Origin of the sequence: Brevibacillus sp. BC25 (assembly GCF_000282075.1) — a bacterium.
GTDB lineage: Bacteria > Bacillota > Bacilli > Brevibacillales > Brevibacillaceae > Brevibacillus.
In genome coordinates, this window is record NZ_AKIX01000040.1 from 13,106 (window position 1) to 33,694 (window position 20,589).

A 20,589-nucleotide genomic window follows, 5' to 3' on the forward strand; every position below is an offset into this window, starting at 1 on the left:
GATATTCATGACAATGATCAGCCCCGGTGCCTATCAAGATTAGCATTTGCATGAATGTGCTACGCTTGAATTAATCTCGTGCAAAGGATGTGTGGTCATTATGAAATTGAATCACGTCAATCTTACCGTTACGGATGTTCCAGCTGCTTCGGATTTCTTGGAGAAATATTTTGGCCTGAAAAAGTTAGATACGTCGAATGATGCTCGTGGCGATAATTTTGGGGTCTTATTTGACGATAACGGCTTGGTGTTTACCTTAATGAAGGGTGCCGAAGTCCAATATCCCAAGACATTTCATATCGGTTTCATCCAGGAGAGCGAAGAGAAAGTAAATGAAATTAATCAACGCTTAAAAGAAGATGGTTTCAAAGTAGCATCGCCAGTAAGATCGCATGGTTGGACGTTTTATGTGAAAGCTCCTGGTGGATTTACGGTTGAGGTTCTTGCGTAACGCGTATACACATAGCCGAAAGCCTACTTTTTCGTATAAGAAAAGGGGGCTTTCTTTTTTATTGTTTAAACATCCAGTAAGTCAGAAGGGGTGGGCGATAAAGTTGCAACGCCCACCAATGGCTTCGATAGAGAGACATTTTTTATACCTGGAGGCTCTCTTTTCTCCCATAATGCAATCCCAGGTGATAAGCACGGTCCAACAACTGCTCAATATGCGCAGGATTTTGCGCCAAGGTGTCATAAAGGAACTCAACCCTCGAATCGTCGATCCCGACGTAACTGGAGATTCCTACATTGAGGTGATGCGTCATCATTTGGTCATAACGTCTTTTTTGAAAATGATCTTCAGGAGCAGCTGCGAGACCGATCCACAATGCATGCTTATGATGTAGTTTACGTGAACCATAGGCAAACCCGTTGTTCCAGACGCGATCGATATATCCTTTTAGCATGGCTGGCATGCTGAACCACCAGATCGGAAAAATAAAGGCTAACGCGTCGTGTTTTTTCATGCGCTCCATTTCAATCTCGACCTCTTCGGAATATTTCTTATCTCCATTGTTCCAATCTGGCTCATCTTCCTCCCATAAAACAGGGTGAAAACCACTGCGATACAAATCCAAAACTTCAACCTCATGTCCTGCCTCTTTTAGGCCCTGAACGAAACGTTCTGCAACGGCAAAGGTCAAGGAATTGGTTCGTGGATGGGTAACAACTGTCAGTACTTTCATTTTCATACCCACTCTATCTTTGTAGTCATTTGTACGTCCATCTTCTAAGGTGCTGGTATATCCGAATCATGCACCATATAATGGAATGTGAAAAGTACGCACTTTTTTGTGCTTTCGATACCAAAAAGTAACATAGGAACAAAAAGGTTCCTGAAAAATCGTAAGTAATGAGGGAGGATAGCCAATCGATGAGACCAAAGCTCAAACATACATACCAAATTCCTTCTGAAGCAACGCTAGATGTTTTAGGGGGCAAATGGAAAACCTTGATTTTATGTCAGTTATACTACGGCCCAAAAAGAACGAGCGAATTGAAAAAACAAATGCCGGACATTAGCCAAAAAATCCTGACACAGCAGCTTCGCGAGCTAGAAGAGGACGGAATTGTCATCAGGACTGTGTACAGCCAAGTACCGCCAAAGGTCGAGTATGAATTGAGTGAATTGGGTGAAACGCTCAAACCAATCATGGATCTCATGTGTGAATGGGGCGAACGATACCTTAGGGGGGAAATACCAGGGAAAGAGTCTTAAATACCAATCGGTCGGAGGAGGAACAATCACGTGCATTCACCCTTGTTTCCACTTGCAGACCCTGCAATAACGCGGTTAGATACAGAGCTTTTGAATGGATTTGACAGAAAGATCAGAAAAGAGAAGGTCGTCAGCTGCCTCATCATTCAAGACGGTTATCTGACTTACGAATATCATAAAAACAAGAAGCAAGCGCAAAAACTTCAAAAGATCAATTCTTGCACCAAAAGCTTTATCTCAGCGCTTATCGGGATTGCATTAGATCAAGGACTGATTGCTGGTTTAGATATACCTATCACTTCCTACTTTCCCTATTTAGAGCAAAAGTCTGTCGATCCCGTTAAACGATCCATTACCTTGTTTCATTTGCTCACGATGACACCCGGCTTTGATTGGCCAGAGTTCGGCGAGTGGCAATCATTTCCCCGGATGCTCCACAGTCCGGATTGGGTGCGATTTGTGCTGGATCGACCGTTGCTTGACCAACCGGGAGAGAAGATGAATTACAATTCTGGTTGTTCGCATTTATTGTCTGCCATCCTGCAAAAGGCAACAGGAATGAGCACATATGATTTTGCCAAAAAGTATCTCTTTCAGCCTTTGAACATCGAAGATTCGTATTGGTATTCGGACGGACAGGGGATTCATAACGGGGGAGACGGATTACGCCTTACTTCGCGTGATATGGGAAAGCTAGGATTACTCTATCTGCAAGTCGGTCAATGGCAAGACAAGCAAATCGTTCCAGCAGCATGGGTTCAAGAATCGATTCAGCCAAAATTTCGGACATACGAGAGGATTGGGTCTTACGGCTTGCATTGGTGGAGTGACAGAATCGATCCAAGCGATGACTGGACAGAGGACAACTTCTACTATTTTGCCCTTGGCTTTGGAGGGCAGTACATACTTGCAGCGGAATAGAACGAAAACCAGTTCAGGACACGAGGAGGTCCTTAGAACTGGTTTCTTTTTACATGAAACATTTTACTTGGATGGTTCGTCTGTATGGACAAGAGTTTTACTGGCATGGAATTGCAGTCGATACAGCATCCAAACTCCCATGATGAGAATGGCTAGCAGGAGGAAGATATTGCTGTACACAGATGCTGCCGGATTTGCCAGCGGATTGATCTTCATCGTTGCCGTTTGATTGTCTAGTGCTTTTCCAATCAGGCTCATAGCAACGGCACCTGAGATGAAGTTCAGCATCGAAAATAGTCCCATGCCGACGCCTGTCTGTTCCTTCACGAGCGTTCTCGAAAGTGTATTGGACAAGGCAATTTGCATGAAGGTTTGACCTACATTGCTCAAAATGAGAATGACAGCAATGGTGATTGGCGAGATGCCCACGAAGGTTGAGAGCAGGCTGAAGCTTACGAGCATTAAGAAAGCAGCTAGCGAGACAACGAAGAAGTTCCCGCGTTCATCTGCAAGCAAACCACCTTGGCGTCCCAAGAGTGCAGAGGCAATTGCGGCAGGGAAAAGTACAAAGCCGATGTTTCCAGCAGACAACTGATTGATTGCGCTCAAAAATTGTGGGGTCATGAACATGACACTAAAGCTCAGGGCTGTCGATAGAAAAGCGATGAACAAGCCTACTGAAAAGCTTCGGTTGCGGAATAATGCAGGTTGAATAAAGGGATGTTCGGCAGTCCGAATTCGGAGGATGAACATGGCCAACAGCACAATTCCCCCTGCGAATAACAGTCCGCTACTCTCAGTAATCGACAGGAGAAACAAAGCAACCGTTGAAGCCAGTAGTCCTCCTCCGAGAAAGTCTATTGATCCAGGTGCTCCCTTTTCATCGTCCAAATATTTGCGGAAGAAAGGGAGAGTAAAGAGCGGTAGCAAAGAAATAAGAAACAGCATGCGCCAGCTTCCAAAGCTAGCCATTAGGCCCGCCACCACCGGACCAACCGCATTTCCCAAGGCGAGTCCGACAGCAGACGTACCAAGTGCTCGTCCTCGTTGTTCAGGAGCGAAATAGCGAATCGGAATAATCATGGCGGTCGCTGGCAGAACCGATGCTCCAGAGGCTTGCAAGATACGTCCAAGAATGATCATCCAATATTCCGTGGCGAGCATCCCTGCAATGGAACCGACTGCGAAAATAAGGAGACCATATGTCAGAAGGTCCTTGAGCCTATATTGGTCAGCGAGCTTGCCAAAAACAACCGAGCCGATGGCATAGACGGTCATGTATCCTGTCATAATCCAACTAACCTGCGAAGGCATCAGATGGAATTCCTGTGCAATTTCCGGTAAAGCTACATTAAACATCGTTCCATTCATGACCGAAAAAATCAAGGTGACGACAAGGACTCGAAGGAGCTTGTTGCTATTCTCCATGGCAAAATCGGAGTGATTCATGTGTATTCCTCCATTTCCAGGGTAGTTCTCAAAAGGCATTCAGACCGCTCGAATTTGCAAATAGCGTAAGATTCGCTACAATAATGAGAATACCGACGAAGTTAGTGCGTTTCCTCATAGTGAGTTTCCTCACTAAATAACTATAAAATAGTGAGTAACCTCTGTAATAGAGGGTATTCGTTTTTCGCACAATTGTCAAGGAGGTCTACCATGTTCCCCAATCAAATGAGTCCACCAGCGATTGATATCATTCACATCCTGATTCGTGCCACCAATTCTATTCAGCGAGAATTCGAGACCAAATTGGCTGCGCTTGATATTCCATACCATATCTCTGGTCCAAGGCTACGTTTGCTTTCTATCGTTTCAGAAGCTGGAAAAATTCGCATGAACGAGCTCGCCGCAAAATTGGGTGTAAAGCCGCGCACGGTCACAGATTTTATTGATGCCTTGGAGCGTGACAAGCTGCTGGTGCGGATCCCTGATCCGACTGATCGCCGTGCCACCTTGATCCAGCTCACGGAATTAGCCCAATCCAGCATTGATCAAGTTTTGGCACTGCAAACGGATATTGCCGAAAATATTCTCGAGGATTTGCCAATTGAGCAGCGGAAGCAATTCTACGCTCTGCTTTTACAGTTGATTGAAAACAAGGATTTGTCAATCCCGTCCAAGGATGCATTTAAGTAAAGCAACAAACAGGATGAAAGTGGATAAGGAAGGTCTTGTGTACCCATAATACCTTACATCAAGAGGAAAACGACTACGGACAGACAACAAAGAATTCGAGGTGTTTGGAATGAAAAAATGGAAACTGATATCACTTATGCTGATTACCGCGATGGGGTTAAGTGCATGTGGCGGTGCTGCTGCACCGGATGTGCTGGAGCAAGTAGAGATTGTACCGAAACCTACGTTTACAGTAGGGAGTGAAGTCATCTTGAAAGCAAGTCACCAACCGGGGATGCAAGGGGCGAAAGCGAAAATTGTGGGGGCTTACGACACAACCGCCTATTCAGTGACCTATTCGCCTACAACGGGTGAGCCCCCTGTGAAGGGTTATAAATGGATCATTCAAGAAGAAATCAAGAACCATATCAAGCAACCGTATAATCCGGGAACGGAAGTCGTCTTGAAGGCGGATCATGTGAAAGGGATGCTCGATGCATCAGCCAAGCTTGATACGGCAAATACAACGACTGTGTATATGATCGATTACACTCCCACGACAGGGGGAGGAGAAGTTAAGAACTACAAATGGGTGACAGAAAACGAGCTATCACTAGTCAAATGATCGATGCCATCTCTATAAAAAAAGGCAGCCGTGGCTTTTTCAGCGCCAAAGCTGCCTTTCTGCTTTTCCATTGATACGAGCTGTTTGATGTTACATGCGACGAGACTTCCACTCAGCGAGCATTTGGTTGAGAGATTCCCTGTATAAATCAATTGCTTCCAGCGTCTCATTGAATCGCTGCATAACTAGCTCACTTTGCTTCAAACTATCAATTTGGATTCCTTTTTCTATGACATTCTTTAATGATAGGATTTGCTCTAACCCCTGTATAAGCTCTTCTTCGATTGCGTCTGGTGCCATGATGTAATAGCTCACACGGTCTCCTGTCACACTCTTTTTTTCCGCGAATCCAATTTTTAAAAGAATGCGCATATTGGTAGACACACTTCCTAGACTGACTTGCAATGTAGTGGCTATCTGTTCGGATGAAAGGGGTTCCTGAGAGACCATCAACAGTCCTATAATCCGGCCAGCAATTCTGGATAATCCTTGATTTTCGTGATGGAGAGCCATTTCTTCAATCAATTGCATCGTTTCCGCCGTTAATTTGTCCAACTTCATGACTCCTTTTTCCTCGTTTTGCCCGATTTCCATGCTTTTGTCTATTATACTACCAATCGACATCGCTTTCTTCAGAAAATACCAAAAGAAAATGCGCCTGCTCTGCTGACAGGCGCTCACGTCATTCATTATTTTATGGCGTGGCAGTGCTTTCATGGGTTTGACGAAGGTAATCCATGATCATCAAGGCAGAACCTAGCTGGACACCGCACAATTCGCGCAGCGGACGCATCGACCAGTTAAAAAAGGAGAGTAGCTCTTGCAAGCCTTGATCCAGCCATTTTTCTGAATCTGCTCGAATCTCTGAAAGGGTGATGTTGTCGGGCTGGGCGTCCAGCATACGGATCATCATGCTGCAGCAGCATAGAGAGCTCCATAAAGTGCGTAGTTTCAAGTCAAACATTTCAGCAACTGTTGCGAAGCGCGCTAAAGCTGCATCACTTTCAGCTGATTGTAAATGATGGGATCGAATTTCCTCCATACCGATCAGAAAATCCTCTACAGTTCGCTGAAATTTGGTTGGTACCGTTATGAATGCCTGTGCGCTTTGGTACTGTTTGGATAAAAAAGCAATCTGTTCACCTTCCAGTTTAGCTATATCCAGCGTAGCATCCTTGTAGGTATGAGTGGTTTCAGATTTATCTTCCATCCTAGGATCGGTAAACAACGATATTTCCGAAACAAGGCAAAAGGTATGGTAACGTGCCCCAGCATAATCTCGGGATGAGCCCCCCATGAGCATTGCTTTCGCAGGGTCTTCTCCAGTAGGTAGGATGCTTTGGTAGTAATCGTACATAGTAGACAACTCAGGCAGCTGATAAAAACCGTCTTGGATAGGGGGCATGAATGGTGCCTCCGGTTCGCCGATCATCAGCGGTAATTGATGATCATGGGTCAGTTTTACGATCTGTTGGCACAATGCGTCGGGAAGAGGAGTCGATACATAATAAAACGTTCCAGTTTGATCGGAGCTGTGCAAGCTGTTGAGGAAATGCGGCTTGGCTTCATCAATCGCCCGCATAAATGCTACGGTTTCAGGAATGGGCTCGTTGAAGCTGAACGTTTTATACGCATACGGGAATGTCCATTCAACTTGTTCGAGTATACTGGGACGATAGTAGCTGCGGATGTAACGATCGGGAGAAAATGGACCGCCGTACCAACCTTCATTCAGTCGGCAACCATCTACATCGATTTCTTTGATGATATAAAAGGTATAATCCATTTGCTCTAATAGGGCAGTATCCTCACATAGCTTTTTGCTGAGATACTCTAGCGATAGAGCTCCAATCGGCTCATTTGGATGCGGACAACCGACGAACAACGCGCGATGTTGGCCATTTCCAATTCGCAGCATGAGGATGGGGTGTCCTTCTGTTGAGTGACCGATGGTACTGAGCGTAACAAGATGTGGATAGGCGGCTGCTAATTCACGGGAAGAGGTGTCCAATTCCTCTATGGTTAGAAAATGTGAGAAATCAGGCATTTCTTGTAGCAGTTTTTGAATGGAATTAGTCAAACTACTCACTCCTTTTGAGATGGATAAGAAAGGCTGAAACAAAAGAGATTCCTGCACCTACTAGCAACAGGGAAAAACCGGCTTGAAAGGAGTACGCCTGAATGAATGCGCCCATCGCGATTGGTGTAAAAATACTTGCCACCTTTCCTCCGGTTAACAGAATTCCAGTAGCAGTGCCCAAAGCATCTGAGGGAATGAGACGCATGGTAAGTCCAATAATAGGTTGAGTGGTAAGGGATAGAAAAAACAAAGAAATAGACTCAAACAACATAAACAGGTTGACATCGTCAGATAGGATCATAAGCGTAAGGAAAATCGTTGAGACCAGAATGGACGGAATGACCATCATTCGAAACTTTTGATGAAAATAACGGTCAAATAACCAACCGCCTACCAAATAGCCAAGCATGGAAATGAGAAGAGGAAGTGATGCATATAAGCCAGTTTCGGTAATAGCGAGATGTTTTTCAGTTGTTAAGTAGGTAGGTACCCATGTCATGCATCCAATCATCACGATATTAATCCCGCTGAGCATACCTGTTAGTTTCCACAAATCCATGTTACGTAAAAGAGATAGTAAAGGGATAGGTTTCGATTTTGATGCTGAGCTTGAATCTGAGCTTGAAGGTTGTTCCATTACGAAAGGACGGGGAAGGAATATCAAGAGAATGGGGGCCAAGAGCAGGCCGATTGATGCTGTAACAAAAAGAGCTTCCTGCCATCCCAGTAGTGCAATCAATGGTGCTACGAGAAAAGGGGCAAGTCCAGACCCAAGTGGATCGGCTGATGAAACGATGGATAATGTGGTCGTACGGGTGTTTGCAGGTGTTCGTTCGGCAATCGCTTTATACATAGCAGGCATTAGTGGGGCATCGATAACCCCCAACAAAAAACGGACAACGAGTAAGGCTGCAAAACTTGTGACCGCTCCTGTAAGCGCAGTCAAAATTGCCCACAGTACCACGCTGATTATAATAATTTGCTTCGATCCTCGTTTATCAGCAATGATCCCTCCAGGAATGGTAAAAATCGCGAAGCCTAAAAAATAAACACTCATGATCGCACCTTGCTCCACTGGATTCAGATGTAATTCCTCTCCAATCAATGGTAGCGCAATCATGATGCTGTACGTGCCAAGAACCCCTACAAGCATAGTGATAAACAAGAGCACAGCACTAATCAAAGCAGACTTTTTCATGTGCATCACTTCCTAAAAGATGTTATGTATATTATATTAATTTTTTTCAGTTATTTTAGTCAATACTGAAATTACTGAAATGAATGAAAATATTGTCTCCGGTGAAACGTATTGCTCTTTTTTTCGTGACATTCCACAAATAATATATTATAGTAACTTTATTACAAATAGTAAGTAAAAGAAATGCAAGTTCATCACTGAATAGAGACAGTCGTTTATGGTCAGCTTGACTGTAGTACGAAAAACAACATTTTATAAAAACGAGGAGGAACACTCCCATGAATTTTCATCAAAGCCCGAATACATTTGTCCGACAAGTCAATCTCAAGGTGCAAAACCTGGATCGATCCCTGGCTTATTATCAGGAGGTGATCGGATTTAAAATCTTGAACCAATCTGCCACAAAGGCGGAACTGACTGCGGACGGCAAAACAGTGCTGCTATCCATTGAACAACTCCATGACGCTCTACCGAAACAAAATCATACGACAGGCTTGTATCATTTTGCGCTATTGTTGCCAAAACGCTCTGATTTGGCTAGCGTTGTGCGACGCTTCTCTGCGTTGAATTTGCGTATCGGGTCTTCGGATCATCTCGTTAGTGAAGCGTTATACTTATCGGACCCGGATGGAAATGGCATTGAAATTTACGTCGATCGTAATCCTAATCAATGGAGCTGGCATGAAGGCATCGTAGACATGGCAACAGAACCATTGAATTTTACAGATTTGCTGTCCAGTGGGGAACAGGTCGTCTGGAAGGGTCTGCCTGCTGGTACCATTATGGGACATATTCATTTGCATGTATCGAAGTTAAATGAAGCTGAACATTTTTATACCAAAGGACTTGGCTTTGAGGTAGTGAACCGATATGGAGCACAGGCACTGTTCATCTCCACTGGAAAGTACCATCATCATATCGGGTTGAACACGTGGGCCGGTGTCGGCGCTCCACGGCCACATCCTAAGAGCCCAGGACTCGAATCGTTTGTCCTGGTGCTCCCGAATGAGGAAGCGAGAAATCGTGTAATCACTCAGTTGAGAGAATTCGGTGCATCTGTTCAGGAGGAGAGCGGTCATTTTGTTACGGAGGATCCTTCTGGCAATCGGATTCAACTGCACATGTAATTGGAAGCCGCAGGAGAGTTTTCCTTTCAAATAACGAAAACGACCTGTGGGTTGCACGAATGGTTTTCCATCGTGCTACCTACAGGTCGTTTCATTATCTCATTTCATAACAGATGGTATCTGTTATGATTAGTACTTTCTTGTGAGAATTCGAGAATGCTCTCCGTCCACAGTGATTTCCCAGCCTCTTGGTATTTCATAAGCAAAGGATGGCGAAGGATGCTTGATCGCTTCAATGCTGGATTCAGTGGGGATACTGGTGATATTTACGATATGTTTTTCATAGAGACTAATATTTACCACGACCCAGCCATATGGTACAGACTGGCTGGTACCGACCCATTTATTCTCCAGCTCTTGAGGTTGGTACCGTTTTTTATTTTCATTTCTGATATCATAATAAGCCTGTCTCTTGCTGTTATAACCTCGACCGATTTCTACCCAACCAGAAGGGATGTTATAGCTTAAGCTTCTTTCCACTTGCCCATAATTAGCGCCATTAATATATTTCACTACTTCATATCCAAGCTGTGTTCCACGATGTGGCTCTTTTTCAATCGAAATCCATCCATTCGGTAAGAAAGTATCGTATGTCACTACTAACGTATCACCGTATCGCCAGTTTCCTTCAAAAATATTTTTTTGTGGACGAACGATAGAGTCTTTTCCCTTTGCTCCCGCATCTGCTGCTTGTGTCGGGACGATCAGGAATGAGGATGCCAAAACGAGAATACCCAAACTTTTTGCCAATTTTTTCATAGCTTTTCTCCTCCATATGTATGCAGAAATAAAATGAATTCAATTACGATTAGATTAATTCAAAATATTTTTGTAAATTCCTTCTCTGAATGGAAAAAATTAATAAAAATCGCGATGGTCAATGGAACTCCTATGCAGCACCGGGTAAGTTAAGTAAAATTAAGTTGCAACTAAATTATGGTTATGATAAAATCCAGTTAAATCAATGACAGGAGCTGAAAGGTATAATGGATTCTTTTCTTGCTTAAAAAATAAAACAGAAAAGCGATACTCATCGCATGTTTTATTCTTTCTACGCAAGAAAGTTACATTATCTTTTCACTCAATCAATATATCCTTATCTAACTCCATTTTGAGTTGGATTTGCTGTATTTATTTGAGCTACAAGAGAGGGTAACTTTCTTGTAGCTTTTTGATTTTTTTTACAGGAGGATGATTGTATGTCATTAATCAATGTGACGAACCTGACGTTTGCCTATGAGGGCAGCTTCGATAATATCTTTGAAAACGTGAGCTTCCAACTCGATACAGATTGGAAATTGGGCTTTACGGGAAGAAACGGGAGAGGGAAGACGACCTTCCTCAATCTGTTGCTGGGAAAATATGATTACAGCGGAAAGATCACAGCGCATGTCAGCTTTGAATACTTTCCTTTCCAAGTCGAGCATAAGGAATATCTTACGCTTGATATTATCGAAGAGATTATCCCAGACTATCAGCTTTGGGAATTAATGCGTGAGTTCTCACTCCTCAAGGTATCGGAGGATGTCCTGTATCGCCCCTTCGAATCCTTGTCCAACGGTGAGCAAACGAAAGTAATGCTAGCTGCCTTATTTCTTAAGGAAAATAGCTTTCTTTTAATTGATGAACCAACGAATCACTTAGATATGCATGCACGACAGCTCGTCAGTGATTACCTCAATAGTAAAAGCGGATATATTCTGGTGTCGCATGACCGAGCATTTCTTGATAACTGCGTCGATCACATCCTTTCCATCAATAAGACCAACATCGAAGTTCAAAAAGGCAATTTCTCCGATTGGTGGGAAAATAAACAGCGTCAGGATAACTATGAACTCGCTGAGAACGAGAAGCTCAAAAAAGACATTAAACGCTTATCGGATGCAGCGAAACGAACAAGCAACTGGTCGCACGCCGTGGAAAAAACGAAAAATGGTACCTTAAATTCCGGTTCCAAGGTAGATAAAGGATATATTGGACATAAGGCAGCGAAAATGATGCAACGCTCCAAATCGATTGAGCAAAGACAGCAATCCGCAATCGATGAAAAATCGAAGCTCCTGAAAAACATTGAAAACCAGGATAGCTTAAAGATTTCACAGCTTGCTTATCATAAAAATGAACTGGTCGAACTGGAGAAGGTTTCGATTTATTACGGAGAGAAGCTGGTTTGCTCAGATATCAATTTTAAGATTGAACAGGGGGAGCGTATTGCGCTGGCAGGCAAGAACGGCTCTGGAAAATCCAGCATTCTCAAGCTCATCATCGGGGAAAACATCAATCATACGGGCACCTTTCGAAAGGGGAGCCAACTGAAAATCTCTTACGTATCCCAAGATACTTCCCATCTAAAGGGGAATCTAACGGACTTTGCCCGCGATAATGGGATTGATGAAAGCCTGTTTAAATCGATTTTGCGAAAGCTGGACTTTTCCCGCGTGCAATTTGAGAAGGACATCTCCGCTTTTAGCGGCGGTCAGAAGAAGAAAGTATTGATTGCGAAAAGTCTTTGCGAGAAAGCCCATCTCCATATTTGGGATGAGCCGCTAAACTTTATTGATGTCATTTCGCGCATGCAAATTGAAGAGCTGCTTCTCGAACACTCGCCAACGATCCTTTTTGTGGAGCATGACAGGGAGTTTTGCAATAACATTGCTACGAAGATTGTTGAACTGTAATGTACAGCAACTGGAAACAAGAAGAGCCAAAGCAATTGCTTGGCTCTTTGTCTTGTTCTAGTTCGTTTTCAGAGCTGGGTACACGAAGGCTTTTAACGTAACGCCCGTAAAGGAGCAGCCTGAAGCTTTTGGATGACCGCCGCCCCCATAATGCTGTGCGATCACCGACAGATCCACATCATCTCGAATGGTACGAAAACTGATTCTGCCTTTCCCGGGATCGAGCATCGCGACGAAATCGATCATCTCGGCATTCTTACATAGGAAATTTCCTGTTGTGGAGTGATATTGTTCGAGGAACACAACGCCGACTTGATACGTTTTTGGCTCTTCTAAATCGATTTCTACGGGGATCACCTTCATTTGCTTCAGCTTTTTTTGCTCAAATTCATCGATTCGTTTTTCTTCTGTGTAGATGAGAATCGATTCTATTTCGTTAAAAACGAACTGATCCGTATGTACATCATCACCACGCAAGCGTCCGAGCACGTTTTGCACAAATGTATCCCGTTCGACCATATAGAATAAAATGTTGAGCTGGTTTGCTTGAACAAGCCCAGTCGCATCCCAGTCCCACGTATCAAAAGAACGAACCAGCTCCACATAGTCAGAGAGAATACCTGTAGGGGTCAGATGCCCCTGGTTTACTAGGTAATCATAATAAAGGCTGGTTGCCGAGGTCTTTTTTCCCGCTTCTTCCGTGATAACGTTTGCCCATTCGTACTTGGAAGCCAATGGCAATGCGGTAGGGTGATGATCAATCAAGACAAAAGCATGCCCGTCATCGACTTTTTTCTGAATCAGTGAACCCACCTCGTCACTGACACTCACATCGGTAATCACAACATACATATCGCGGGTAAGCTCTTCTTCCATAAACTTTTGTACTTCTTGATTGACCGTGTACGGAGTCACTCCGCAGGAAACGACTTCTTGATTGGAAAAAGCAAGATGACTCAGGATCGCACACGACTCGCCATCCAAGTCCTTATCACTGAAATGAACAACTTTTTGATGATTCATTTGGCATCTCCTTATGACACGAGTCCGTCATTTCTATTTTACTACCACGAAATATTTTCCCCATTCTACCCATCATCATTAAGGTATGTTTGCCTGGAGACTTCAACTGGTGATTATTTGCAATTTTATTTTGATTATAATATAATGCATGGGTTAAAAACACTCCATGTATCAGTTCAACCGCACGGGCGTGTCCGCGATTGTTCGCGATCGCCCTTATTTTAATTAACCGAGTAGAGCAATGGAGAGAAAATGTAAAAGGTGGTTCTCAACATGAAAAAGTCTACATTGATCCCAGCAGCACTTCTGCTAGCAGTCCTGACCGCTTGCGGCAACACGCAAACTGCTGAGCAACCAAATACTCAAAATCAAGCCCAGCAGCCAGCTGGTGAAGCAACGACACAAAAGCCAGAAGAAGCGAAGAAAGAGGAGCAGCAAGTACTTGTGGCTCCGCAAGAAATCGTGGTATACAAGCAGGGAGAGAAAACATCCCTGAAGCCAGAAGATGAAAAGTTCAAGGAAATTCTTTCTTTAACAGATAAACGCTTTGCGACACCGGCTTACGAAATGCGTTTTGATGAAAGCACGCAAGCGGTGGAAAAGGACAAGAAGGAAGCATTGGCTGTTGAATTCAATTACGCTGAAGTAACAACAAACACATTGCCGGCTCATGTAGGCACAGATAACAAAGCGGAAGTGAAGGCGAAGACATTGTTCTTCGTATTGAGCGGTGACAACAAAGACCATATGTTTGGTTCAGAAGATGGCAAAACGTATGGAACCGCACCGTTGCAATTGACCGAATCAAGCGAACTGACTGAGCTGTTGAATAAGTAATCGACTGTGTAATCAAACAACACCAGGCTGTCGAGATAATCGGCAGTCTTTTTGCTATTTCTTTCGATGGATCAAAAATCCCCCTTGATTTGCGTAAAACAATCAAGGGGGAAGAGCAAGACACACCTATTTCCTTTGTAGATCCGGCTCTGTTTGCACGACCGTAAGCTCCGTTTGTCCATCCGTCTCCACCAAATGCTTGAGCATGGACAGCTTGTTGTTCCAGAACTGTTCGTAAAAGGAAAGCCACTGTTTTACTTCGGTCAAGGGACCAGGATGCAACCGATAGATTTTCTCCCGACCTACCTTATGTCCCGTGACCAATTCTGCATCCGCAAGAATATGGAGATGCTTGACCACAGCAGTTCGGCTTATGGGGAAATGAGAGGTAATCGCTGAGATCGGCAAATCTTTTTCAGCTAGCAAGCGAAGTACTTCTCGACGAGTAGGGTCAGCGATCGCTTGAAATACATCAACTTTTTCTGCTGAAGCAGACATTTAGCCTTCCACAACCTTTTTCAGACGCTCGTGAACAATACCAACCCAACCTTGATTCATTCTGTCGCGGATCACTGCGCTCTTCTCGTTTGCTTTTCCTATGATCTCATCCGCTGCTTTCCAACCACCATGAATCAGGGTAAACTCCGTTTTATCACGCAAGTCTTTCAACAGAAACGAGACTACCCAACCGTCTGTATCCCAAGCAAAAGAAAGGCGATGAGGAGCTTCTACCTCCAACACTTTGCATGGCGAAGGTCCAAAAGGGGATTGGATATGAAACTCATGACCTACCACCGGCTGGAAATCGTTGGGCATAAACCATGTAGAAATCGCTTCAGCAGTCGATACTTTTTCCCATACCTTTTCGATAGGCGCCTCGAAAACGATCGTTTGTTTAATATCTTGCACTTGCTCCACAAAAATCTCTCCGTTTCGTTTTTGTAAATATAACACCTTTAGGTTTTACTTAATGATAATATAACACCTTTAGGTATCATGTAAATGGTAATTTTCCTCCAATTGGCGCTACCTATTCATTATTTGATTTGATTCGCTTGGGCTTGAAGTTCTTTTAAAAACTCCTTGCCTGCAACGGAATAATTTTGGTTTTTTAGCTTGATACAATAATAAGAGAGCTTTGGTTCTTTTGCGATGAGTGGCCTAACAACAATATCCTCACGCTGAAAAAAGGGATCGGATTTGGTTGTTAAGTCCGATTCAAGGCATAATGCCAATCCTTGCGAAATAAAATGCTTTTTTGTTTCATAGTTTTGCGACTGGACCAGGAAGTTTATTTTGTGATAGTCCCCAAAGATATAAGCGTGAAATTTTTTGGTGTCGCCCACGTTCGCGGAAGCAACAAAAGGGTATTTATGCAATTCCTCCATGTAAATTACATCTTTCTTTGCCAATGGAGAATCTTTTCGAAAACAAACCATCATGGAGCTGTCAATGATATGTGTGGCTGCCAGTTGCTGATTTTCTTCCTGGGAAGAGGGGAAAGAGTAGACGACTCCAATATCTGCCTCACCATTCAACACATCTTTCCGGACTTGAAAAAGATGTGTTTCTTTTATTTGCAAATGTACTTTCGGAAATTTTTCGTTAATGGCAGCCAATGTTTTCGGGACAATACTCCTACACATGCCCGGAACAGCAGAGATGGAGAGTTGTCCTTCGATTTCGGAGGCTTCACATTTTGCCTCGCTTTTAAATTCCTCAATACGGTTTATTATGTCCTGCGCTCTTTCGATTAGTTTTTTTCCTGTTTCGGTTGGCTCCAGTCCAGTTCGTGAGCGTTCGAAAATCTTTACACCGAGTTCTTCTTCCAGACTGCTGATCGCAAGGCTATTACAATGGTTCTCATGGTTTTAGTGGGCATCATATTGTTAACACCGAACTAAAACGTCGAGGAGAAATCTGGTGTTTTTTTGTTTTTTCACCTGACCAATGTGCTCCAATCTTGCATGAAAAGGGTATAATAAATTGGCAAAATGTATCAAGTGTACAGTTACTTCCATTCAAATACATCAATCGAAAAAGGAGATACAATGACAGACAAAAAAACAACGATCAAGCCGGGATGGAACTTCGACAACAGCTATACAACCCTGCCGAAATCATTTTACTCCCGACTGAGCCCACCTCCTGTGCATTCACCGAAGCTCGCTATTCTTAACGAGTCATTGGCAAAGTCGCTGGGGCTGAACGCAGAAGCTCTCCAAAGCGCCGATGCTGTAGCCATGCTCGCGGGAAACGAGGCACCAGAAGGCGCAATGCCTCTCGCACAAGCATATGCCGGACATCAGTTCGGTCATTTTACCATGCTGGGTGACGGACGGGCCCTCCTGCTTGGCGAGCAGATTACACCCTCCGGAGAGCGCTTTGATATTCAACTGAAAGGTTCCGGCAGAACACCTTATTCACGCGGCGGCGATGGTAGAGCAGCCCTTGGCCCGATGCTGCGCGAATACATCATTAGCGAGGCCATGCATGGCCTCGGGATTCCTACTACACGGAGCCTTGCAGTAGTGACAACCGGCGAGTCTATCTATCGTGAATCCGAGTTGCCTGGTGCCATTTTAACGCGTGTGGCTGCCAGTCATATCAGAGTGGGCACGTTCCAATTCGCGGCAAGGTGGTGCTCGATCGAAGATCTCCGAGCGTTAGCTGATTACACCTTGCAAAGACATTTTCCAGAGATAGAAGCAGAAGAAAATCGTTACCTTCTCCTGCTGAAAGGAGTCATCAAGCGTCAAGCGGAGTTGATTGCCAAGTGGCAGCTTGTTGGCTTTATACACGGGGTTATGAACACCGATAACATGGCGATCAGCGGCGAAACCATTGATTACGGTCCTTGTGCTTTCATGGACTCGTATGATCCTGCAACGGTATTTAGCTCCATTGACGTTCAAGGCCGCTACGCTTATGGAAATCAGCCGTACATTGCCGTGTGGAATCTTTCTCGTTTTGCGGAAAGCTTATTGCCGTTGCTGCATGAAAATGAAGAGCAGGCTGTGAAAATTGCCGAAGATGCCCTTACCGAATTTAGCAAGCTGTATCACAGCAATTGGCTTACAGGTATGCGGGCAAAGCTTGGATTGGTTAACGAAGAGGAGCAAGACGAAGCGTTGATCGAAGGTCTGCTCAACATGATGAAGGAGCACCGTGCAGACTATACGAATACATTCCGTGCGCTCACGACAAATCAACCAGAAGCTATCGTGCTGTTTGGCACGAAAGAATTCACGGAGTGGCATGAGCAGTGGAAAGCCCGACTAACGAGACAGCCAGAAGACACCGCAGCGACACAACAGTTGATGAAAAAGAGTAATCCGGCAGTCATCCCTCGGAACCATCGTGTAGAAGAAGCGTTGGAAGCAGCATGGAAAGAGGGCGACTACACCGTGATGGAACGGCTTTTGGCAGTCCTTTCTGATCCATATGCGTACACGCCTGAACAGGTAGAATATACGACTTTACCAGCGGAATCAGCATGTCGTTACCAAACGTTTTGCGGAACGTAGTAGCAACGCAATCAGAGTCCAACGATCTTTCACACGTTGGACTCTTTTTTCATACATACGATCCGCGCTAAAATATGGAAAGCAAAGAAAAAAGGAGCAATCGTTTTATGGATAAAAAAGCAAAGCAAATCTTGATGAAAACATTTTGGAGCAGCAACGGGTGGAAGAGTCGCCCATACGATTTTTCGGGAGAAGATTTCGAATACGCAAAAAGCAAAGGTCTCATGTTTGACCCGCTAACGATCAGTCACGAGGAGTGCATAGATAAAATCATTGCTCTGCATGAAAAAGTGACGAAAGAACAAGTCGCCGCAGCATTTTTGCACAGTCTATCGACGCGAAAGGCGTACCTGCGCAGCGCCTTGTCTAGCTGGGCCTTAACAGAGGCATTGACAGCCCATACGTTCGAAAGTAACGTCGGCAAATATATAAATCCAGAAAACGGCACCTATTTCGCTATGTACGGAGACTGCCATCTTTGCGACCGCTACCATATTGCAAGCCGAGAGCAGTATACGGATGAAGATTTGAATGTATTGAATTTTGAAAGAATCAAGTGGGGCGGCATCCGCCTGAATTACCTTTTGTACGTCATGCTTGATCTGGAGCTATTAAGCAAAGAAGATAATCTTACGGTACAGGAAGAAGATGTAGCCATTCTCCGTCAAGTGCTAGCCATTATCGCGAGCAGTGAACCAACCGATGCCGCCCGTCAATTGGAGAAGCGCCTCCATGGTATCTTTCCATCTAGCAAGAACGAACGTGATGTGTTCATGGAAATTCTTGCATCCGCAGGGATATTGGCTCCAAGCAAGGACAGACCAGGGCGTGGCGGGAAGAATGACTTTTTCGCTGTCGTGAATTGGCGGGGGGAAGATAGCTATTCCGAGCAAGCTGTACAAAATTTCTTTGGTCCGTGGCTGTAAAGAACGGAAAATCTAGGAATAAAGAAGGGTGCCATCTATACGCGAAGTGTGTATAATATTGGAAAAGCATGTCGAAATTATGCTTTTATTGAAAGGAGGTGAGATATAAGTGAAAAAGAAATTAATCGTCCTGTCAGGCATTGTGGGCAGTGGCAAAAGCAAGTGGGCACAAGAAATTGCCAAAAAGGAACGGGCAACCATCGTGTCTACGGATGAAATTCGCCAGAACTTATTCGGTGATGAGCGAAAACAAAAAAAGTCCGCGCAAGTATTTTTTGAGGTTTATTCGAAAATCGCAACGGAGCTGGCGAATGGAAAGAATGTCATCCTAGATGCAACTAATATTGACAGAGAGAAAAGAATGAAGGTCCTTGCCAAATTTCCCGATGTCCAAAAAGAATGCTATTACGTCGATGTTCCCTATTCTGTATGCCTGGAGAGAAATCGATCCCGAAAGAGAACCGTAGACGAATACATCGTGGCAAAGATGCGGAAGAACTTCCATTTTCCCATTAAGAATGAAGGCTGGGATCACATTCATCTCCTGCACGAACCAGTTCCTTATGCCATTGAAAAAGAAGAGTTCGTTCAATTGCTTCAAAATGAACCCTCCTATGAAGAGCTGTTCGACAGGTTGAATGCCATTCCGATTTTCAAAGAAATGTATCAGTTCAATCAGGAAAACCCTTATCATCAGTACCCTTTGTGCAAGCATACTTATCATGTTTTCGATTACGTAAACGCCTTTTACACGGAAGAAGACAAATTTCTCATGCAAGTGGTCGCCTTGTTTCACGATACAGGAAAACCATTTTGCAAAACCTACAAGCCGATGAAAGGCCATTACTCCTACTACGGACATGAGCATGTTTCTGCGCAAATTGCTTGCCATTTCTTAAAAGAATTAGGATTCGAAGATGATTTTATCTTCGAAGTCGTCAACCTGATTCAAATGCACATGAAGATTAACTACGGAACGCAGCAAGATATTTCCGAGATTTATCATTTGTTGGGCGATGAGTACCTATGGAAGCTGTACTTTTTCAAGGAAGGAGATGCCTATGCCAAATAAGGAGGTGAATAACGATGTTAAAAAAATACCCGAGAACCTTTCATTTACCCTGGTCAAGAAGTAGAACCGACGATGATAAAATCTTGCGAACGATTTGTCATTTCGAGGGAAAAGAAGTAGTCGTGACAGAGAAGCTGGATGGAGAAAATACCACGCTGTACCGAAACCATATTCACGCAAGGTCACTGGATAGCAAAGATCATGCCTCTAGACATTGGGTAAAGATGCTGCACGGGACGATTTCGTTTCATATCCCGGAAGGCTGGAGAATTTGCGGGGAGAATGTATATGCGCTGCATTCCATTTATTACGAACACCTAACGAGCTATTTCTATGTTTTCTCAATCTGGAATGAAAATAATGAATGCTTGTCATGGGATGAAACGGTAGAATGGGCCGATCTACTTGGCTTAGAAACAGCACCAGTCTTATACAAAGGGATTTGGAAGGAAGAGACCGTAAAAAGTTGCTACACCAAACAATCTGTCTTCGGCGGAGAACAAGAGGGGTACGTGGTACGAGTAACGGAGAGGTTTCCGTACGAAGATTTTAAAAAATCTGCCGCCAAGTTTGTGCGCAAAAATCATGTGCAAACTGATCAGCACTGGTTATCGAAGCCAGTCGTTCCGAATGGGGTAGCACAAACCGATTAAAGACTTTTGAATAGAAGGGAATGAGAACGATGTAATTTTCTAAGTGGTATTGACCGTCTAATAGAGTATCCAAATTTCATTTTGGCT

At 44.0% G+C, this 20,589-nt stretch carries 22 protein-coding genes; 12 read left to right on the forward strand and 10 right to left on the reverse strand.

Translation table 11 applies throughout. From position 1 onward, the window contains the following. Positions 1-100 precede the first annotated feature (100 nt). Positions 101-451 carry a VOC family protein gene (locus PMI05_RS12100; protein ID WP_007721665.1) on the forward strand — a complete coding sequence of 117 codons (351 nt, stop codon included), beginning with the start codon at positions 101-103 and terminating at the stop codon, positions 449-451. Positions 452-593: 142 nt separating this feature from the next. Here the strand turns inward: PMI05_RS12100 and PMI05_RS12105 are convergent, their stop codons facing one another. Continuing rightward, positions 594-1,184, reverse strand: a complete 591-nt coding sequence (locus PMI05_RS12105) for an NAD(P)H oxidoreductase (protein WP_039960652.1) — start codon at positions 1,182-1,184, stop codon at positions 594-596. 188 nt (positions 1,185-1,372) lie between these two features. Here PMI05_RS12105 and PMI05_RS12110 point away from each other — a divergent pair, with 188 nt between their 5' ends. Together PMI05_RS12110 and PMI05_RS12115 are read left to right on the forward strand one after the other, a co-directional pair. Then, positions 1,373-1,717 (forward strand): helix-turn-helix domain-containing protein, encoded by a 345-nt coding sequence (locus PMI05_RS12110; RefSeq protein ID WP_007721669.1) that lies wholly within the window; start codon positions 1,373-1,375, stop codon positions 1,715-1,717. A 30-nt stretch (positions 1,718-1,747) separates the two neighbouring features. Further along, entirely contained in the window at positions 1,748-2,638 is an 891-nt protein-coding gene (locus PMI05_RS12115) for a serine hydrolase (RefSeq protein WP_007721671.1), read from the forward strand. A gap of 63 nt (positions 2,639-2,701) precedes the next feature. Here the strand turns inward: PMI05_RS12115 and PMI05_RS12120 are convergent, their stop codons facing one another. After that, entirely contained in the window at positions 2,702-4,087 is a 1,386-nt protein-coding gene (locus PMI05_RS12120) for an MFS transporter (RefSeq protein WP_007721676.1), read from the reverse strand. Between the two features lie 210 nt (positions 4,088-4,297). Between PMI05_RS12120 and PMI05_RS12125 the strand changes: the two genes are divergently transcribed. Next, positions 4,298-4,777, forward strand: coding sequence for a MarR family winged helix-turn-helix transcriptional regulator (locus tag PMI05_RS12125; protein ID WP_007721678.1), 480 nt, complete (start codon positions 4,298-4,300; stop codon positions 4,775-4,777). A 109-nt stretch (positions 4,778-4,886) separates the two neighbouring features. Next, positions 4,887-5,381, forward strand: a complete 495-nt coding sequence (locus PMI05_RS12130; protein WP_007721680.1) for a YdhK family protein — start codon at positions 4,887-4,889, stop codon at positions 5,379-5,381. Positions 5,382-5,471: 90 nt separating this feature from the next. Here PMI05_RS12130 and PMI05_RS12135 read toward each other — a convergent pair whose 3' ends face one another. The 3 genes from PMI05_RS12135 to PMI05_RS12145 form a co-directional block, all read right to left on the reverse strand. Continuing rightward, on the reverse strand, positions 5,472-5,942 hold the full coding sequence (locus PMI05_RS12135) for a GbsR/MarR family transcriptional regulator (RefSeq protein ID WP_007721682.1): 471 nt from the start codon (positions 5,940-5,942) through the stop codon (positions 5,472-5,474). Between the two features lie 133 nt (positions 5,943-6,075). Continuing rightward, on the reverse strand, positions 6,076-7,470 hold the full coding sequence (locus PMI05_RS12140; protein WP_238543295.1) for a M14 family zinc carboxypeptidase: 1,395 nt from the start codon (positions 7,468-7,470) through the stop codon (positions 6,076-6,078). Beyond that, the gene (locus PMI05_RS12145) at positions 7,463-8,659 is read right to left on the reverse strand and encodes an MFS transporter (protein WP_007721686.1); all 1,197 of its coding nucleotides are present in this window, start codon (positions 8,657-8,659) and stop codon (positions 7,463-7,465) included. The genes PMI05_RS12140 and PMI05_RS12145 overlap by 8 nt, the downstream gene beginning before the upstream one ends. A 278-nt stretch (positions 8,660-8,937) precedes the next feature. Here PMI05_RS12145 and PMI05_RS12150 point away from each other — a divergent pair, with 278 nt between their 5' ends. Beyond that, on the forward strand, positions 8,938-9,786 hold the full coding sequence (locus PMI05_RS12150; protein WP_007721687.1) for a VOC family protein: 849 nt from the start codon (positions 8,938-8,940) through the stop codon (positions 9,784-9,786). Between the two features lie 129 nt (positions 9,787-9,915). On the opposite strand, the gene PMI05_RS12155 is transcribed toward PMI05_RS12150, so the two are convergent. Continuing rightward, complete coding sequence (locus PMI05_RS12155; protein ID WP_007721688.1) at positions 9,916-10,545, reverse strand: hypothetical protein; 630 nt, start codon at positions 10,543-10,545, stop codon at positions 9,916-9,918. A gap of 440 nt (positions 10,546-10,985) precedes the next feature. On the opposite strand from PMI05_RS12155, the gene PMI05_RS12160 reads away from it, so the two are divergent. Continuing rightward, the gene (locus tag PMI05_RS12160; RefSeq protein ID WP_007721689.1) at positions 10,986-12,464 is read left to right on the forward strand and encodes an Lsa family ABC-F type ribosomal protection protein; all 1,479 of its coding nucleotides are present in this window, start codon (positions 10,986-10,988) and stop codon (positions 12,462-12,464) included. Between the two features lie 57 nt (positions 12,465-12,521). Here the strand turns inward: PMI05_RS12160 and PMI05_RS12165 are convergent, their stop codons facing one another. Beyond that, positions 12,522-13,487 (reverse strand): DHH family phosphoesterase, encoded by a 966-nt coding sequence (locus tag PMI05_RS12165; protein WP_007721691.1) that lies wholly within the window; start codon positions 13,485-13,487, stop codon positions 12,522-12,524. Positions 13,488-13,760: 273 nt separating this feature from the next. Here PMI05_RS12165 and PMI05_RS12170 point away from each other — a divergent pair, with 273 nt between their 5' ends. Next, positions 13,761-14,324, forward strand: a complete 564-nt coding sequence (locus tag PMI05_RS12170) for a hypothetical protein (protein WP_007721693.1) — start codon at positions 13,761-13,763, stop codon at positions 14,322-14,324. A gap of 126 nt (positions 14,325-14,450) precedes the next feature. On the opposite strand, the gene PMI05_RS12175 is transcribed toward PMI05_RS12170, so the two are convergent. The 3 genes from PMI05_RS12175 to PMI05_RS12185 form a co-directional block, all read right to left on the reverse strand. Next, positions 14,451-14,822, reverse strand: coding sequence for a helix-turn-helix transcriptional regulator (locus PMI05_RS12175; RefSeq protein WP_007721695.1), 372 nt, complete (start codon positions 14,820-14,822; stop codon positions 14,451-14,453). Beyond that, positions 14,823-15,242 carry an SRPBCC domain-containing protein gene (locus tag PMI05_RS12180; protein ID WP_007721697.1) on the reverse strand — a complete coding sequence of 140 codons (420 nt, stop codon included), beginning with the start codon at positions 15,240-15,242 and terminating at the stop codon, positions 14,823-14,825. A 119-nt stretch (positions 15,243-15,361) separates the two neighbouring features. After that, positions 15,362-16,165, reverse strand: a complete 804-nt coding sequence (locus PMI05_RS12185) for a LysR family transcriptional regulator (RefSeq protein ID WP_369751204.1) — start codon at positions 16,163-16,165, stop codon at positions 15,362-15,364. 210 nt (positions 16,166-16,375) lie between these two features. Here PMI05_RS12185 and PMI05_RS12190 point away from each other — a divergent pair, with 210 nt between their 5' ends. From PMI05_RS12190 to PMI05_RS12205, 4 genes are all read left to right on the forward strand, one after another. Continuing rightward, on the forward strand, positions 16,376-17,851 hold the full coding sequence (locus PMI05_RS12190) for a YdiU family protein (protein ID WP_007721700.1): 1,476 nt from the start codon (positions 16,376-16,378) through the stop codon (positions 17,849-17,851). Positions 17,852-17,958: 107 nt separating this feature from the next. After that, the gene (locus PMI05_RS12195) at positions 17,959-18,777 is read left to right on the forward strand and encodes a hypothetical protein (protein WP_007721701.1); all 819 of its coding nucleotides are present in this window, start codon (positions 17,959-17,961) and stop codon (positions 18,775-18,777) included. 109 nt (positions 18,778-18,886) lie between these two features. Beyond that, positions 18,887-19,849 (forward strand): AAA family ATPase, encoded by a 963-nt coding sequence (locus PMI05_RS12200; protein ID WP_007721702.1) that lies wholly within the window; start codon positions 18,887-18,889, stop codon positions 19,847-19,849. A gap of 14 nt (positions 19,850-19,863) precedes the next feature. Then, complete coding sequence (locus tag PMI05_RS12205; RefSeq protein ID WP_007721703.1) at positions 19,864-20,502, forward strand: RNA ligase family protein; 639 nt, start codon at positions 19,864-19,866, stop codon at positions 20,500-20,502. The last annotated feature ends 87 nt before the right edge of the window (positions 20,503-20,589 follow it).